The following is a 17,337-nucleotide window of genomic DNA, read 5'->3' as shown; positions in this document are numbered from 1 at the left end:
CCTAATTTCATCCGCTCTTGCCTCGTTGATCTTCGACGGCATCTGCCTCCACGTCGCTATTTCCACCAAGCGCTTCCCAGAGGAGTCTATAAAGGATCGCGACGCGCGCATTCTTGGACTTTGCCAAAATCGCGTCGATTTCGACGATAAGTGGTGCCGCCTCCGGTCCCTCGGCCGCCGCGACGTCGACGACGCGCGCTCGCTCCGCTCCGTCGGCGCGAGTGAGACCGAGCCTGACGGCACTGGGGACCGGCTCGGAGCCCGCGGAGAAGGCCGCGGCCTCGACTCCAAGGAAGGTACGGCCGAGCGCACCGATGTCTGCTCTCCACTTCTCTACATCCTGGTTCGTCCACCTAGCGGGCGGCTTGCTGGCGACGAAGCTTGCGATCGATTCGATCCAACCGTCTTCCGATAGGCCGGGGTCGCGCAGTTTCTGGGCCAGCGCTCGGAGCCGCGGCTCCTTTGCAGCAAGGGCGACGCGTGAGCCTCGGCTAGCCAACTTGGTGCGGTCCATGCTGCCACCGCCGGCATCGAGCGCCCGACCGACGTCCGCGACGATGTCCGTCAGCAGAGTGGGATATGCGTCTCGGAGCCGCTGCGTGGCGTCGTGCAGGGCCGTCACGAACGCTTCCGTCCTGGCGCGATCCCGTCGTCCATCGATGTCGAACGGTCGAATGCCGCACGCTTCCGGAAGTTCGTGAAACAACAGGCGCGAAGGATCGGTGCTCTTCAGAAGGGCATCGCGGACGCGACCGGATTCGGCGTCGAGCGAAGTGGAGCGGCGAGTGTATTCGGGAAGGTTCGCAGCGAACTTGCAAAGAGGGGCGACGACGTCTAGCAGATCCGACTGCCGATCCGTCGGGGTTTCTGTCGCGAAGCATTCGAGCAGCAGGCGGAACACCTCCGCGCGGACGCCCGCGACACGACAAAGTTGGAGTTCGAAGCTTTCTGGTTGCTTGATGAGACGGAGGAAGTCGGCCGGTCCGAAATTGTGAAGGAAGGTGCCGTTTTCGTATGACGCGATCTCGTGCGCATGGGTGCTGACGACGATCGCGAGCAGCAACGGTATGACGCCGTCTCGGATGCCGAAGGGAGCGGCGCGCAGTTCCGAGAACAGGCTCTCGACGGATATGCGAGCACCCTTGGAATCCTCGAGCCGACCCATGAGTCGGCCCAATGACGGACGCAGTCGAAGCGGGTCGTCCTCCTTCGGAGGATCCTCAATAAACGAACGCGATCCTTTGGTCCTGTGCACTCTGCCCGCCGCTAGGACCGACAGGTACATCGATTTTTCAGGCGGCGCGCGCACCTCGTCGATCCCCAACAACGGTAGTTGCGGAGACACGAAGATGCCCTCAATGAGCCTCATGCGTGCCGCGGAGGCGGCGGAGCTCAAGGAATTGCGGTTGAGAAGCTCGTTCATGACGATTGGCGCCTGCGCATACAATTCGTCGCAGACGTCAGAGAGCAGCGGCGCCAGGCGCCGATCCGAGGGCAGTGCTGGCTTTCCGCCGCATCGATGGATAGTCGACGCCCGTGAGAGTGTCGATCTTAGTCCAATCGCTTCCTCCAGGCCCATGGATAGCTTGGCAGCGCAGCGCTTCAACTGTCTGTCGGCTTCTGCCAGCGAAAAGGGATCGTCCGAAAGCTCCGCGGTATTAGCGATCACATGCTGCCAGGCCTGCGCATCGCGAAGATCGGGCGTCAAACCTGATAAGACGTCAGAAACCAGGACGATGACGTCTGGACGGGCGGATCGCTGTGCGGCGATGTTCGCCAAAGAACGTTCGCCTTCGTTCTCTGCCAGAACAACGATGACCGAGCCATCCGCATCCGGATTCCTGGCGGCAGCAGCCTCGACGGACGCGGCACCGATATAGTGGACATCGAAATAGCGCAGAGTACCGGTGGTCAGATAGTGCCTACGCGCGGCGATCGGCCGTTTGTCGAGATACTGAGAGACGCCCGCCGCGAAGTCGCCTTGCTCTCCGATAGCCGCAAGTGCCTCCTGAAAGGCGGCCCGAAGATCGACGCTTGAGGATCCCCAAAGTCGGTAATCGCCGCCCTGGCCCCTGCGGAATAGAAGGCCCCGATCCCCAAGCCCCTTCAGCAGGGACGATGTCTGCTTCTCATCCAATCCAAGTGAGACCGCTAACGCTTCGCCTGACGCGGCGAGGTCATCAGTGTCGAGAAGGTTGAGCACAGCGACCGTCTTTATCGCGAACAACTCCTGCATTGAGAGTTCGTGAGCGCGGTCGACGATCTCAATGAGGCGCAGCCAGGAACTTCTGTAGCTCTCTCCGCTCAGGCGATGTCCGAATACCGCGCGGACGTAGTCGAAAAAGTGATGGAGTCGATACCAATTGTCCGTCGACACCGACGAGTCGGCGAACGCCTGCAGTCCAAACGGTTCGTTCGAAAGCAGGAAACTGAAAAGCGAACGCTCGTGCTGACCGAAGCGCGCGAAGAAGCGCACCAGAACCGGTAGCACCATCGGATGCAGCGGATAGATCGAAGCACTATCGACGATGGAAGTCCGCCCGAGCCAGCCGAGTGCCTTGGATGCGCTCAAGATGCGCTTTGCTTCGAGAGTGACCGCTTTCGGAAGAGAGCCCACTCCAATCCCGAGCGCGTGGGCAGTAAGGGTGGCGGTGTGGACCAGCGGTTGGTCGAATACGACTTCTTCGAACCTTCCGGCTATCTTTTCCCATTCGTGCTTCTGGGCGAAGGGAAGGCGCTCCGCGTATGCTTGGAACCCCTGATGCAGCAGTCCCACGATCATGAACGGAGATCCGCCGCTCCTGACCGCACGCTCCGCGAGCACTTGAAGCAAGAAGATGTCCTCAGTTTCGGGATGGTTCGCCGCGTGCTCGAGGAATTTCCCCATTTCGTCGAGAACCAGGAGCAGGCCGCATCCACGTTGGTCCGCGACCGCCGAGGCCATATCCAAGACAGTCTTCAAAGAGGCGACCGTCCCCAATCTGGCCGCCTTCTCGCTTGCGGATAGAAGAGTCACGACAGCTTTCGAAGGCCTACCCCGGCCTGCGCTCGAAAACGCTGCACGGATTCCCCGAGATATGGAGCCTGCCAGACCCTCCCTATCACCGGTCACAAGGACCGGGATGAAGGGGCGGTATTTTCCCGGCCTGGCCACGCCGGCCTGCTTCAGCATGTTTGCGGTCGCCCGCGATTTGGGGTCCGCGAGATGGCGCGCCAGAAACAGCGCAAACGAGGACTTTCCGACGCCGTAGTCGCCCGTGATGCGCCAGGCCCGCCGACCCGATCCGTCGGATGCGCCTTCCGCGATGCGCTCGAAGGCGTCGATCACAAACTGCGTAAGCGCGTAGGAATCTAATGCGCGCAGATCGTTGAAATCGCGCTCGAGATTGGTCGAGCGCAGGAATCTTCCCGGCGTCTTGAAGATTTCCCGGATCCTTGTATCGGCTTGCGGCATCAGGATCGTGCTTTCGAATAGGCCCGACCGAGCAGGTCGGAGAAAATGGGACGGTCGGCCGACAGGACGATCCTGCCGCTGATTGCGGAAGGTAGGTACTCGAACGTGCCGCCGACGTTCTGCTCGAGACGCTGACGCACGTCGTCCTCGCTTAGAAGAAAGATGCGTCCAGGGCTGCCATCTCCGACGCAAATTTCGCGCAAGGAGAGGGTCGATTCCTGGTCGTGCCGACGCCGCCAGAAGTCGTGCAGCGCGAAATCAAACACTGCGTCGGACACTTCAGGCTTTCGGCCTCTTCTGAACGAATAGATCGGCTCGCGTCGGCCCCCGTCGCCCTTTCGATCGCCCACATGTTCGAGTAGGCGTAGATCTGTCAGAGGTCCGTCCAGCGAGTCTTCGAGGTTTACGTTGGCCCGCGAAGGCAGATAGGTATGGAGCAGCACGTCAAAATGCTGCGACAGCGTGATCTCTGAATGGTCGTAGCCTAGAATCCGGCTCTCCCGAGCAAGCGTCTTGAGAACGTCGCTTCTGCTGAATTCGGGATAGGGCCAGCGGTTGAAGAGCGTGTGCCACGAGAACAGCGGCATCGCCGTGTTCGAGGCCAACGCCCAGTGAAGCAGCCAAGGCGTGGACGAATGCTCGATGTAGGGATCGTATCCGTTGGGCGCGAAGACCTTTGCGCCGAATTCCGTGATCGCCGGCGTCCGTCCCGTTCCCGGCGTGACGACGCCCATGGCCGCTGCCCAGAATCTGAGAGAGCGGACCATGTTCTTACCCAGCCCGAGCCTCACCATAGCATCTTCGTCGCTCGACCAGAGTTCCGGCTCCTGCCGGAGCATTTGGCAGGCCTTCGGCAGCCAAGCGAACCTGCACGCGAACGTCTCGTGGCCAGAGAAACGGAATTGAGCCGGCGTATCCACCTCGTGTTTCGGCTTGCGCGCGGCGGCGCCCGTTGAACGCGTCATCGTGGTGCTTCTCCCCGCATGGCGAGCCGGACGGCCGAAACGGCGGCGGTGATGAGCACGGCTGCCTCCTCGATCTCTTCCTCTGAAGTCGCCCGACCAAGTCCAATTCTGAGTGCGCCCTCGATGACGTCCTGAGGTAGCCGCATCGCTTGGAGGACGTGGGACGGCAGGTCGGTCCCCGATCGGCATGCCGACCCGGTAGAGAGCGCCACCGAACGAAACAAGCGCGCGACGACCGCTTCGTTGGGAACGCCGGGCACGGATACGTGCAGATTGTGCGGCAGCCGGTTTGACGCATCACCGTTGACGATGAGGCCATCGACGTCCCGGCGGAGAACAGCTTCGAGCTTGTCGCGGAGCAATCCAAGCCGAGCGCTCTCCGCTGCCATTTCCAGCGCGCACAGCCGGCACGCCTCGGCGAAACCGGCAATTGCAGGGACGTTCGGAGTACCTTCTTCGGATTCCATGCCGCGCAAGGCGGCCTCGCGTTCGGCGCTGGTCACGACCGCCGCGATACCCTTTGGGCCGTACATCTTATGGGCGGACACAAGCAGGTAACCGATCTCCCAGTCCGAAACGTCGATGGGAACGTGGGCCGCGGCCTGGGACGCGTCGACGAGGAGGGGAACATTCCGGTCGGCGGCCAGCCTCGCGATCGCCCGGATCGGATTGACGGATCCGACCTCGTTATTTGCCGCCATGACGCACAGCAGATCGCACCCGTCGGTCAGTGCCGTCTCTATCTGCGCAGGGGTGATCCGCGCTTGCTGGTCCACCTCGAGCCAGCGGATCTCGCACCGACCCGTCCTCTCCAGCCGAGCGAGCGCGTCAAGAACGCCATGATGTTCGATGGTCGTCGTGGCGACCCTCATCGGACGCGGTCGGTCCGGCGCTGCAAGGCGGTCGAGCAGCCTGTTTACCGCGGTCGTCGCGCTGCCGGCGAAGAAGACCTGATTCGCGGGGGCGTTGAAGAGTTCGCCGACGGCAACGCGTGCCCGATCGATAATCCGTCGCGCTTCGTCGCCGTATACGTGACCGCGATCATTGGGATTGCCGAATTGCTCGGTCATCACCCGGACCATCACGTCGGCCACCCGGCGATCGACGGGTGTCGTCGCGTGATGGTCCAAGTAGATGGCGCGTCGTAAGGCGACCGGCCGATGTGCTGTGTCGGATCGGATGTTCATAAGCCCTTGTTTGGTCCCGAGGTACGTAGGATTGCGCGCACTATGAACAAATTTCGTGCAATGCGCGAGCCGCCACGGTTAATTTCGACGCTTTGGTGTGGACATGTCCAGACGCTTTCCCGTCTGGATTTCGAGCCAGCCGAGGAGTTCGAATGGGCCGATCTAATTGACCGGGGGCGGCGCCGCCGAATCATCTATGTCCTTGGTCACGTCGTCGGTCCCGGGTCCTCCTTGACGCCCCGGGCGACGACCCGGAGCGTCCCGTCCGGAAGCGGCCTTTGTAGTTTCAGAGCCCGGTCTGGAGGGGTGGTCAACCAGGTATCGACCTCGTCGAGCGTCGTCAGGATCACCGGCATCGCCTTCGGGTGGATGGCGCCAACTTCGGCGTTCGGCTCCGTCGTCAGGAACGCGAAGATGTCGTTGGTGGTCTCGCCCTCCTTGACCTTCCGGACAGAGGTCCAGTTGGTCCATATCCCAGCGAAACAGGCGAGGGGGCGCGACTCGTCGAGCGCGAACCAGATGTCGCCGCCTTCGGCCTTGTTGAACTCGCTGAAAGAGTTGAACGGCACCACACAGCGGTTTTCGACGCCGAGCCAGCGCGCCCAGTGTTTGCTCTTCACGTTCCGGATGTTGGTCGTGCCTCCATCCGGCTCCATGCTGAGCAGTTCCTTGAAATCGACCGTCTTGCCCTTGGCCTGCAGCTTCTCGGCTCGTTTCTTGGTGGCGTCCATCAGCGCCTTTGATGACGATGGCATCCCCCACCGCGCCGTGGCGAGCTCGCGGCCTTCGGCTCCGTTGCGCACGATCGGTGCCTTGTAGTCGGGAAACACGCCGGGCATGGGTGCAAGATTGCCGACGTATCGGTTCACGACGCGGAATAGCGCGCTAATGGCAGCTTGATTTGTCGTGATCGAATAGAGATTGCACATCAATCAGGCTTCGGTTTTGGGGTGGCGAGGTTGCCAAGCCAACTGTAGCAGAGTCGCGGATGGACGCCGGCCCGCCTTCGCGCATTTGCGGCAGCGCAGCCGGCTGGCGAGATCGTGCACGAAGGTGGTTGGCGGGTGCTTCATCACCGCGAGGTCGACGTCGCTTGGCGTCTTGCAGCGCGTGCACCTGATCTCGAGCCAAGGGAAGCCTCCATTCACGGCCTGGTCGATGGTGGGTGACGGATCGATCGGTTCGCCATCGCTCCACATCCGCTCATTCCAGCTTTCGCAAAGCAGCTTGTCAGCCTGCTGGATCATGGTCTCGCCCTTGGCCCGCATCTCCGCCGATTGGGCGGCCAGGATGGTGGCCATCGCGCGCGCCTTGCCGAGCTCCTTCGACAGAGCCTTGCGATCGCCGCCCGACAGCGGCGTGGGGTGATACTTCGGGCCCATCCAGACATCCAGGCGCAAAAAAGACCGGATCGCGATCCGGAACAGGCTAGGGCGTCTCGAATGCCGGCCAGCACCCGTCTTCTTCATGCCTGCCGGTGCGCTGCTGGCAGGTGTTGTCGAGCAACCGCTGCGCTACGTCCTTCCAGACCGCGTTGCCACCATACAATCGGACTGCATCGGCCTTCTGGATTTCCACGGTCCTTTCGCACCGGCGGCATGAGATGCGCAGGACATGGCGTTGAATCTCGCAAAGACGTCGCTGTTGCTTCCGGACTCCGCTCTCGTCGGCGCGCGGGTCTTTCAGGACTGATTCCCAATATTCCGCCGGGAGCGGCGCATCCGGAGGCGCAGAGGAGGGGGCCGGTCTACGGGCAGCTTCGGCGGCCAGCTTTTCCATCTGCTTTGGGGTGGGGATGCGCCAGCTCGCGGGTCGATCGGTCATTCCGAATTAGAACATAACAAGAACAAATGTCGAGTCCGCACGGACCCTAGCTGTGAAAAAATCGTCCTGTTTGGAAGGGCGCCGTGTCGGAACCAGGCCGGGTCGTTCGTCTTGAATCCGGTACGAGTAATGGAGTTCCCCGCGATGGCCCCCCGCGCTAACTGGAAAGGCTTCCTGCGTCTTTCCCTCGTCACCTGTCCGGTAGCGCTCTACCCGGCCACGTCGGAATCCGAAAAGGTCTCGTTCAACCAACTCAACCGAAAGACCGGCCACCGCATCAAATACGCCAAGGTGGACGCAGATACCGGCGAGGAGGTCGACAACGAGGACATCGTCAAGGGCTACAAGGTCGACACCGACACATTCATCGAGGTGACGAAGGAGGAACTCGAAAACGTCGCGCTGGAATCGACGCGAACGATCGAGATTGACGAGTTCGTCGACCGCAGCGAGATCGACCCACGCTACCTGATCCGCCCTTACTACCTGACTCCAGATGGCAAAGTCGGGCACGACGCCTTCGCCGTTATCCGCGAAACCATCCGCGAAATGAACAAGGTCGCAATCGGTCGCGTGGTGCTGACCAATCGCGAGCACATCATCGCGCTGGAGCCGCTGGACAAGGGTCTGATGGGGACCTTGCTGCGCTATCCCTACGAAGTCCGGTCGGCCGACGAGTATTTCGACGATATACAGGACGTCAAAGTCACCAAGGACATGCTCGACCTGGCTAGGCACATCGTCAATCAGAAGGCAGGCCATTTCGAGCCGGACAAGTTCGAAGACCAGTACGAAACCGCCCTCATCGATCTCATCAACCAGAAGCGCGCGGGCAAACCCATCATCGCGAAGGCGCGCCCTCGAGGCGAGAACGTCGTCGACCTGATGGACGCGCTGCGCAAGAGCATTGGAAGAGAAGGGGGGGCCGCTACAGAGGCACCCAGGAAGCCAAGCAAAAAGCCGCGCAAGGCGGCGGCCGGGCAGAAGGAAATGCTTATGCCGATCGCAGGCAAGAAGCCGGCGAAAGAGGCCGTGGCGAAGAGGCCGGCGGCGAAACCCCAGCGGAAGTCGGCTTAGGTGTTGTCACAAGTGACGACGGACGGCGGCTGCTTCGTCGTCTGCGGCTGGCTTTGACGGATAGCAAACCTCGGTCCCGTCGTCGAACCGGCCGCGCTGTTCACCTGGTTTGGGAAATCCCTGCTTGCGGCGTAGACGAAACGACGGAATCGTGCGGTCACGTCGGTGGGCAGGGTGCGCGTCATGGCGAGAAAGCTGAAAACCTACCGGACGTCGCTCGGTTTCTTCGATCTGGCGATAGCGGCTCCTTCTATGAGGGCTGCGCTCGAAGCGTGGGGTGCAGACAGCAATCTCTTTCATCAAGGCGCGGCGAAGGAAAGCGATGATCCGGACGTCGTCACCGCGACCATGGCAAGGCCCGGCGTGGTGCTCAGGCGCCCGGTCGGATCCGACGGATTTTTCAAAGAACATGCCGAGCTGCCCACCGATCTTGGCGACGGCAGACCAACGAAAGCTGCCCGCAAGTTGGAAGGCTCCAAGGCGAAGAAGCCTTCCTCTCGCCCCGTTGACAAGGCTGCAGAGCGACAGACCGCTCTTGACCAGGACCGGGAACGGAGGCGTCGCGAGCTTGAACGAGCAAGAGGGGAGGCGGCCAGGCAGAAGGAGCGTGAACGTCGTCAGCAGGCGGTCGACAAGGCGCAGGCTGCGTTGGACAAGGCCGAGCGGCAGCACGCGAAACGGGCTGCGGTCATCCAAGCCGAGGTCGAGGCTCTTGAGAAGAGATCGCGGGCCGAAGAAACAAGCTGGGATAAAGAAAAGATGCGATTGGAAGCTGCGCTGCGGCGCGCGCGCGGCTAGTTAGCGGCTCTCGGTCCGCGGCACCCAGCGTACAAATCGGCGGTCTGTCACGCGTGAGCGCTATACGGTCTCGCAACAGCGTTTCTATCCAAAGGTTGTGTGGACGAGGCGCCGTCGAGCCGGATTGCATCCTTCAGGTTCGCATGGATTTTGTCGGGCGCGTGAAGGCAGCGCCATTAAGCGTCTTCAATGTAACTGGCGTGACGGGAGGAGCGAAACTGTGCGTTCGGAGACTCGTCTCGACCAACTGAATATGTGGCGCTAAGGCCGCCTTCAGGCGGCCAATCAAATCAGGGACGCGGTAGCGTCCCCACGGCCACTTTATGCTGTACCGCCAGTCTCGGGATATTTGATGAGAAGGCGATTTCGCGCTGGTGCGGTTGGCTGACGGCAGAAGCCGTAACGGGCCGTAAGATCTAGCCAAGTCCGGCAATCGGATCAGAAAGACACGTCCAACGGGCAACTTCGCCGATGGGTGTTGCAACTAGCCTTCGAAGCCAACTATCCTTCGGCGGGATCATCACAAGGTATTTCCGATGCTGACATCACGCAATACTCGCGTCATATTCGCAATATTGACTGTGCTAGTGGCGTTTATTGTTCTTATTGTGCTTGAGTTTCGCTACAGGATTGTATTGGGGGCAGAACCCGTTTCGCAGATAGCGCCTTGGGTGGTCCCCTTGGTTGTGACCGTTTCGACATTCCTTGGCGTCCTCGCGCGTTCCATCTACGAAGTCGTGACGATGGACCACCCACCAACATCCTACGCGGCGATCTTCGTCGCCGCGCTCGCGCCTGGGAAGACGCTCCTCGCTCTTGTCATCTCTCCCGTTCTCATAGCGCTGTTTTACGAAACCATTCGTTCGTCCAACGATACCTTCTTCATACTGATTACCTCGTTTCAGAACGGCTTTTTCTGGAAGACTCTCCTCAAAACGTGAGGTCGGCATGGCTTCCATTCGATGCTTGATCATATTGCTTTGGTTGCTGAGCCCCTCAACTGCCTGGGCCTTAAATTGCGACGGAATATTCGAATTTCTTCGCCAGCGAAATCTCCTAGCCGATTCGTACAAGCCAATGCTCGAGGCGATACTGCCGGAGATATTGTCGGTCACGATCCTCCCTGGCCGCTATATCGTCAACCAACCGCATGACCCGAAATCGGTGAACGTATACATTTTGAAACCAAGTGACTTTGGCGATCTTGAGCTCAACAGCTTGCCGAAGGGGCGCCTTAGCGAATGCGTGAGCGCGGTGCGTCACAACATCATAGCACTTCCTCCGGATACCATCCTCGTGGATGAGTACCTTCTGGAACAGTTGCTGCTGTCATCTTTAGGCGGTCAGACTTCCGAGCAAAATGGCATTTTGTTTTCGGTGCTTTATCGCAATATCGAAAATCCGTTGCACGAGGCGCCTCAAGTCTACGCCAGCGCCATGGCGAACATGTTGAGGCGATCTTGGTTGCTTGCTCTATTTGGCGATAAGCTGAGTACCAAAGAAGGCTACGAGCTTGGCATGAAGAAGCTCTTGGACGGGTGGAAATCGACAGGCCCGCATAGCGATTCCGAGGAAGCATACAGGTCTACGCTCGCAGTTATATTCTTGCATGAAAGCGCGCATTTGACCGGCGGAGATCTTGGAGGGTTCCTATCGGAGTGGGTTTCGAAACTTTTGTTTGGGCCTTCCGTAAGATCCAGGGAAGAGGCGGCCGACCGCGTCGCGATCGATTTATTCAAACGATACATCGAGAAGGGCAAAGGAAAATCCAGACTGGCTCAAGCCGCTGGCCTAGCTGGTTTGTCTGATTACCTCGCATTGAGCATCCTAGCCGAAGCGACGGAGGGTATTCGGTCCCTCGGAGCTGCGGACCTAGGAGTGATTTTCGATCATTTTCCATGCGATCAATGGAAGTCGCACTTGAAGGAAGTCAGGCAGAAATTCGACGCTATCGTGAGTTCACTCTCAGACAAAGAAGGGGCTGACGCAATACGCGAACAGATGGTCGTGAGAGATGAGGAGTATCTAAACTTCATCAATCCATTTCTGATGAAGGCGGCTGTCAGTACGGATCTATTTCCGATCACCGCATCGGAATTTTCAGACCTTGTCAAGAAAGTAGGGAAATCTGCTTCCGACGAGTCCCATCCTCACAACTTTCTTCGATCTGAGGCATTTTCCGAACTGGCCGACGTGCTCTCATTCGACAAAAAGTCCGACCCTGCTTCGCAGCAAGCCCAGTTCAAAGAATGGCGGGGAGAATACTACAATCAGGCTATCGAGATCTTAGATGCGGTGAAGAGCAATGACCCTCTCAAGATGCGCCCTCCCGCATCATTGGTACAAGGGACGAGCCTTGGCATCAAGAAGGATGAGTTGGTTGATGTCATGGGACGATTGTTCGTGTTCGAAGATGCTGTCAATTGTCCTGCTGGAGAGTGTTTTGTCGGTCGCCTGAAAAGTGGACGACGGGGATTTCTCGAGATCGTAACGAACGGGAAGGATGTGACGAGGGTCAGGTTGGCCATGCAGATCGATCAAGATCACGATGACCAATTCTTTTCCGACAAAGCACTGGAGAGCGCAGAAAGAAGGGAAGAAATCGCAATCGATCTATTCACGATAAACGCTGTTGCCTATGGGCAGGTGGATGATACTGATGAAGGCGGGCGGGAGGCGTCCGCGTTCGTCGGGGAAGCATTCAAGAAAGTGCAGGAGCAGAAGACCTCCTGCGGAATTGCTTCCTTCGACGCGGTTTTTCGTGGCGCGAGAATTCTGGAATACTCGCTCAATAGCGATGGATGGTACGCGGTCGTGGCTGGGCCCGCTTAATGTCGACGGCAAGCCGCCTGAACGCGCCGTAGCTGGCCGATCCCTGCTATCGTCCGTCCTTTCATGGATTTTCACGCGTCCCGGACCGCAGCGGCATGGCTTTGATAGTTCCGCAATTCAGCGCGAGCTTAGAAAACTCTTCCGCAGCTGCCTTGGTGTCGGCCAGTTAGGCTATCGAGTTAAGATTGAGCTTGCGAAAATCGACAACTATGACGCTACGAGCCGTCGGGTTACTGACCTGCCATAGGGCGGGTTCTTCCACAGCATCTATTGCCCGCTCTGGGTGTCGCGAGGATCCGTGGGACTAGGTGTAGAGAAGAAAAGGTACTTTTGTGGGTGAAATGCACCTAAACTCGTCGCCACCTTCGTAACCCGTTGAAATCACACCAAATGCGACCGCCCTCCGAGCGCACCATTTTCACGCTTGGGCGTTGAAATCTCAGGATTTCTTTTGCCAATTGCTCTCAGAAGTTACTATTCTGTTCTTTATCTTCCGACATTGCCAAATCGGCGATGTTCTGCAGTTGAGCGATCGGCTCGTTCATGCCGTCGAATCCGTGCCGCTCGCGGCCGTCCTTCGATGTTGGTCGACGGCATTTTCGTGTCTTTCCAACCGAACATCACCATCATTTGTGGAATCGTTGCGGCCGCAAAAGCCACATCCTCGGCACACGCCGTCCCCACGCCACGACCGTTCATCTTGGCGCGTTCCCGGCAAGACGAACCAACCTCTTGAACTTGGCGGGCCACGCTTTCTTTGCAGCACCCTCTTGGCGCAAAGCGCAAGTCAAGTTCAGTGAACGACCAATAGCCCGCTTTTAGGGGACACAAGCAGGTACTATCTTCGGTAGCAAGGATTGAGGGCACCGCGCGCCAATGGGGTTGCCCGGGAAATCGGGCCGCGCGAGTGTGGATTCGTTCGATAGTTCGGATATGGTAGTTTCGGCAATTTGCAGAAGGATTGAAATCGACCCCGCCGGGAGAAAGTCATGCTCGACACTACGCTCAACGCGCGCGTCCAGGTCTTTCTTGACAAATTCGAAGCGGCTCTTGCGGCAAGTGATCTCGACGCGGCCGTAGCGATGTTCGCTTCGGAATGCTACTGGCGCGACCTCGTTGCCTTTACATGGAACATAAAGACCATGGAAGGCCGCGATCAGGTGCGGGAGATGCTCAGCTCTTGCCTCGCGCGCACAAAGCCGAGCAACTGGAAAATCGCCGATGGGGAAAGCGCGACTGAAGCCGGCGGCGTAACCGAGTGCTGGATCTCGTTCGAGACTGAAGTCGCACGCGGCTACGGCTTGGTCCGCCTCCAGAACGGCCAGATCTGGACGCTGCTGACGACGATGGTCGAGCTGAAAGGTCACGAGGAAAAGGCGGGCTTCACACGGCCGCTCGGCGCCCGGCACGGCTTCAATCCTGGCGCCAAAACGTGGAAAGAGTTGCGCGACGAGGAAACCGAGCAACTCGGCATCAAGACCCAGCCCTACGTGCTCATCATAGGCGGCGGCCAAGGAGGCATCGCGCTCGGAGCCCGGTTGCGCCAGCTTGGTGTGCCTACCATCATCGTCGAGAAGAACGAGCGTGCCGGCGATTCCTGGCGCAACCGCTACAAGTCGCTCTGCCTGCATGACCCGGTCTGGTATGATCATTTGCCATACATCGACTTCCCGAAGAACTGGCCGGTATTTTCGCCGAAGGACAAGATCGGCGACTGGCTGGAGATGTACACCAAGGTCATGGAGCTGAACTACTGGACCGGTACCACGGTCAAGCACGCCGACTGGGACGACGCCCACAAGGAATGGACCGTCGCGGTCGAGCGGAATGGCAAGGAAATCACGCTGAAGCCAAAGCAGCTCGTGTTTGCGACCGGTATGTCGGCCAAGCCGAACATGCCGCAGTTCAGAGGCATGGACACTTTCAAGGGCGAGCAACACCATTCCTCGCGTCATCCAGGTGCCGACCGTTGCAAGGGGAAAAAGGTAGTTGTAATCGGCTCGAACAATTCGGCGCATGACATCTGCGCCGCGCTGTACGAGGCCGGCGTCGACGTGACCATGGTGCAGCGCTCGACCACCCATATCGTGCGCTCGGATTCGCTGATGGCATCGATAGCGGATCTCTATTCCGAGCGTGCCGTCCGCGGCGGCATGACCACGGCGAAGGCTGATCTGATTTTCGCCTCGCTGCCCTACAGGATCCTGGCTGGGCTTCAAAAGCCGGTCTACGACAAGATCCGCGAGGACGACGCCGAATTTTATGCGGGGCTAACGAAAGCCGGTTTTCGGCTCGATTTCGGCGACGATGAGTCCGGGCTGTTCATGAAATATCTGCGGCGTGGCTCCGGCTATTACATCGATGTTGGCGCCTCGCAGCTCATCATCGATGGCAAGGTCAAGCTGGCTGCAGGTCAGGTCGAGGAAATCACGCCTAACGGTGTCAGGCTCGACGATGGCAAGGAACTGCCCGCCGATGTGATCGTCTATGCGACCGGCTACACCTCGATGAACGGCTTTGTTGCCGACCTCATCAGCCGGGACATGGCCGACAAGGTCGGCAAGGTCTGGGGGCTCGGGTCGAGCACGACCAAGGACCCCGGCCCATGGGAAGGCGAACAGCGCAACATGTGGAAGCCGACACAGCAGGAAGGCTTATGGTTCCACGGCGGTAATCTGCATCAGTCGCGCCACTACTCGCAATTCCTTTCTCTGCAGTTGAAGGCACGCTCCGAGGGCATCCCGACGCCGGTCTATGGCCTGCAGACCGTTCATCACAAGGCCTGAACTTTAACCGCTCGCAGGTGCTCGCGGATTGGGTCGCGGCGGATTTGCGCGCTTAGGAGGAGGATTCTTCCGGGCTAGGAACCGAAGCGATTCAGTCAAGATCAAGGTGCGACGCTCTCGCGCAGTCGGCGGAGCTGGGAGCGGAGCCGCTCGCAGCCCAATTCTTTCTCAAACCTGGTGATCGCCTCGAGCGTAGGTTCAGCACGCACGCTCAGCAGACGCGCCATGTCACGTGTGCAAGTGTCTTCGGAACGAGTAGGCTCATTCTGCGCCTGCTGTTTCGGAGCCGTTTGCGGCGCCGAAGTCCCGTCAGGCAGAGCAGCATCGCCGACGTAGCTTTCGAACAAGCGCTGCACTTGGGGGCGCAGCCGACTGCATGCGACCTCACGTTGGAAGTTGATGATTTCTTCTGGCGTGGGGTTGGCGCGCAGACGCGCCAGCCTCGCTTCGTCGCGGACACATGGGTCCGTGATCTGGGAGGCCGCCGGCGCCGGAGGCGGCGGCTTTGAGAGCTCTGCGTTTACGGCTGGCGGCGTGGTTGGCGGTACCGGCGCTGGACTGACCATGGGCGGCTTCGGCAGGGTCGGCACACCCGCCGGTGGCGCTGGCGCAGCCGCGACGGGCGGCGCCGGCGCGACTTTTGGTGCGTCCGACGGTGACACCAAGGAGATGGTCGCGCCGCCGAGGGAGCCATAGATGAACGGCTCCTGACGTCCGCCAGTCATGGCGATCACCGCATCGCGGACACGACCAAGTGCGATCCGAATGTCGACACCGGGCTCGGCAAGGTACTTCAGCAGCGCAATTGCATAGGGACTGTTGACGCCGTCGCCGTCGTAGGAAATCGAGCCGGCTTTTGCGGCGTAGGCCACCAGCGTATCGGCCCCGACTTCATCAAGCTTTGCGAGTCCGCCCCTGGCCGGTGTGCGGCCCGCTGAGCGCAGCTTGGCTGCAAAGGGGTTGTCACGGCAGGCGTCAAGCAGGATCAAGCGCAGGCGGCGCACCGGCTGCAGCGCCCAGATGATGCGGTCGAGCGCGATAGCCTCGTCGTCGACGTCGTAATCGCGGCTCAGCCGCGCATCCACCGGGATAAGATAATTGGTGCCGCCGATCTCAAGGCCGTGGCCGGCGTAGTAGACCACCGCCATATCGGCGTTCTCCGCCGTGATGAGGAATTCCCGCACGGTGCGCTTGAACTCGACGACGCCAAGATCGTTGCGCGAAATAACGACTTCAAAGCCGATCGATTTGAACAACGCGGCGATCGCATTTGAGTCGTTGATGGTGTTGGACAGCGTGGACGCGTTTTTATAGGCGGAATTTCCGACCACCAGCGCCACGCGACGCTCCGCTGCTGCCGCATTGGCGAACGTTGCGCCGACAAGGCAGAGGCCGCAGATCAAGAGGTGGCGCAGTTTCATCGCTGCATCAATATCCATAACTCCGCCATGAGCGATGGCGGTACTTGGAGCGCTTTCTCGGTGGCTGGCCGCTCTCCGTCACGGTGACGTTGATGACGTCGGAGTACACCGGCGGATCGTGCGGCACGTGGGCGAAATCGGCGAACAGCAGGCGCAGCTTGTGTTGGCCGACCGGAAGGGTGATCTTCGCTTCGGTCTGGCCGGCACCGAAGTGCAGGTGGTTGAAGTCGTTAGGGATCGGCTGGTCGAGCGGAGGCAGCTCGGCATCGACGAGCAAATGATGATGGCCAGTGTTGGGCTTGTCGTAGCCCGCCGGAGCCACGCCCATATTCAACAGGCCAAAACGGATCACTGGGTTCGGAGAAATATAGGACCCGTTCTTTGGATAGATGAAATAAACTTTGGCATCCTTCGGTGACGGGTGACGTCCGCCGGCCGGAGCTTGAACCGTCGCAGGAGCGGCTTGGGCCGCCGCGGGGGTGGTCTGGTCAGTCACCTTGACCTTAATCCGCTCGGAGACCACCGGCGGCGAATGCGGAACGTGATTCTTGTCGCCGAACACGAGCTGCAAGGTGTGCTCGCCGGGCGTCAGTGAAATCTCTGCCTCAGTTTGTCCCGCGCCGAAATGCAGGTGCTGGAAGTCGTTTGGAATTTCGGCATTCAGTGGCGGCGTCGGCGCGTCAATGATCAGATGATGGTGACCGCTATTGGCGCGGTCGGAACCCGCCGGCGCCACGCCCATTCCATGCAGCCCGAAATGCAGGGTCGCCTTGGTTGGCAGCGTGTCGCCATCTTTCAACCCGATGAAGTAAACAGCAGCCCCGGGCGGCGACGGCGTCGGCCCGCCGGTCTGGGCCTGCGCCTGCACGGCGTGGCAAAGCATCAAACTGGCGATAAATGGAACCAAAACCAATGTCAGCAATCGTTGCATCATCGCAATTTTCCCAATGCATGGACCACAATCTGGACCGCACTAGTCGCGGGAATCTGAAA

13 protein-coding genes are annotated in these 17,337 nt (G+C 59.8%); 4 read left to right on the top strand and 9 right to left on the bottom strand.

Annotated features, from left to right (window positions below):
* Positions 1-7: 7 nt before the first annotated feature.
* From Q3C01_RS32245 to Q3C01_RS32220, 6 genes are all read right to left on the bottom strand, one after another.
* Positions 8-2,950: a hypothetical protein gene (locus Q3C01_RS32245; protein ID WP_458149305.1), complete on the bottom strand. Its 2,943-nt coding sequence runs from the start codon at positions 2,948-2,950 to the stop codon at positions 8-10.
* Between the two features lie 503 nt (positions 2,951-3,453).
* Positions 3,454-4,419 carry a DUF4007 family protein gene (locus tag Q3C01_RS32240; protein ID WP_458149304.1) on the bottom strand — a complete coding sequence of 322 codons (966 nt, stop codon included), beginning with the start codon at positions 4,417-4,419 and terminating at the stop codon, positions 3,454-3,456.
* Complete coding sequence (locus Q3C01_RS32235) at positions 4,416-5,606, bottom strand: cysteine desulfurase family protein (RefSeq protein ID WP_458149303.1); 1,191 nt, start codon at positions 5,604-5,606, stop codon at positions 4,416-4,418. The genes Q3C01_RS32240 and Q3C01_RS32235 overlap by 4 nt, the downstream gene beginning before the upstream one ends.
* Before the next feature lie 206 nt (positions 5,607-5,812).
* A complete protein-coding gene (locus Q3C01_RS32230) occupies positions 5,813-6,535 on the bottom strand; it encodes an SOS response-associated peptidase (RefSeq protein WP_458149302.1) in 723 nt (240 codons plus the stop codon).
* 3 nt (positions 6,536-6,538) lie between these two features.
* Positions 6,539-6,988 (bottom strand): hypothetical protein, encoded by a 450-nt coding sequence (locus Q3C01_RS32225; RefSeq protein WP_458149301.1) that lies wholly within the window; start codon positions 6,986-6,988, stop codon positions 6,539-6,541.
* Positions 6,989-7,034: 46 nt separating this feature from the next.
* Positions 7,035-7,430, bottom strand: a complete 396-nt coding sequence (locus Q3C01_RS32220; RefSeq protein WP_458149300.1) for a hypothetical protein — start codon at positions 7,428-7,430, stop codon at positions 7,035-7,037.
* A 144-nt stretch (positions 7,431-7,574) separates the two neighbouring features.
* Here Q3C01_RS32220 and ku point away from each other — a divergent pair, with 144 nt between their 5' ends.
* Positions 7,575-8,507, top strand: a complete 933-nt coding sequence (ku, locus tag Q3C01_RS32215; RefSeq protein ID WP_458149342.1) for a non-homologous end joining protein Ku — start codon at positions 7,575-7,577, stop codon at positions 8,505-8,507.
* Positions 8,508-8,690: 183 nt separating this feature from the next.
* Positions 8,691-9,305 (top strand): cell envelope biogenesis protein TolA, encoded by a 615-nt coding sequence (locus tag Q3C01_RS32210; protein ID WP_458149299.1) that lies wholly within the window; start codon positions 8,691-8,693, stop codon positions 9,303-9,305.
* Between the two features lie 584 nt (positions 9,306-9,889).
* Here Q3C01_RS32210 and Q3C01_RS32205 read toward each other — a convergent pair.
* Positions 9,890-10,420 (bottom strand): hypothetical protein, encoded by a 531-nt coding sequence (locus Q3C01_RS32205; RefSeq protein WP_458149298.1) that lies wholly within the window; start codon positions 10,418-10,420, stop codon positions 9,890-9,892.
* Here Q3C01_RS32205 and Q3C01_RS32200 point away from each other — a divergent pair.
* Positions 10,410-12,137, top strand: a complete 1,728-nt coding sequence (locus Q3C01_RS32200) for a hypothetical protein (protein ID WP_458149297.1) — start codon at positions 10,410-10,412, stop codon at positions 12,135-12,137. The two genes, Q3C01_RS32205 and Q3C01_RS32200, sit on opposite strands and share 11 nt — an antisense overlap.
* A 989-nt stretch (positions 12,138-13,126) precedes the next feature.
* Complete coding sequence (locus Q3C01_RS32195; protein WP_458149296.1) at positions 13,127-14,923, top strand: flavin-containing monooxygenase; 1,797 nt, start codon at positions 13,127-13,129, stop codon at positions 14,921-14,923.
* 101 nt (positions 14,924-15,024) lie between these two features.
* Here the strand turns inward: Q3C01_RS32195 and Q3C01_RS32190 are convergent, their stop codons facing one another.
* Together Q3C01_RS32190 and Q3C01_RS32185 are read right to left on the bottom strand one after the other, a co-directional pair.
* Positions 15,025-16,344, bottom strand: coding sequence for a caspase family protein (locus Q3C01_RS32190; RefSeq protein ID WP_458149295.1), 1,320 nt, complete (start codon positions 16,342-16,344; stop codon positions 15,025-15,027).
* Between the two features lie 7 nt (positions 16,345-16,351).
* Positions 16,352-17,278, bottom strand: coding sequence for a DUF4399 domain-containing protein (locus Q3C01_RS32185; protein WP_458149294.1), 927 nt, complete (start codon positions 17,276-17,278; stop codon positions 16,352-16,354).
* Positions 17,279-17,337 lie beyond the last annotated feature (59 nt).

This window comes from Bradyrhizobium sp. UFLA05-109 (assembly GCF_054185165.1).
This window is presented reverse-complemented; position numbering and strand designations above follow the sequence as displayed.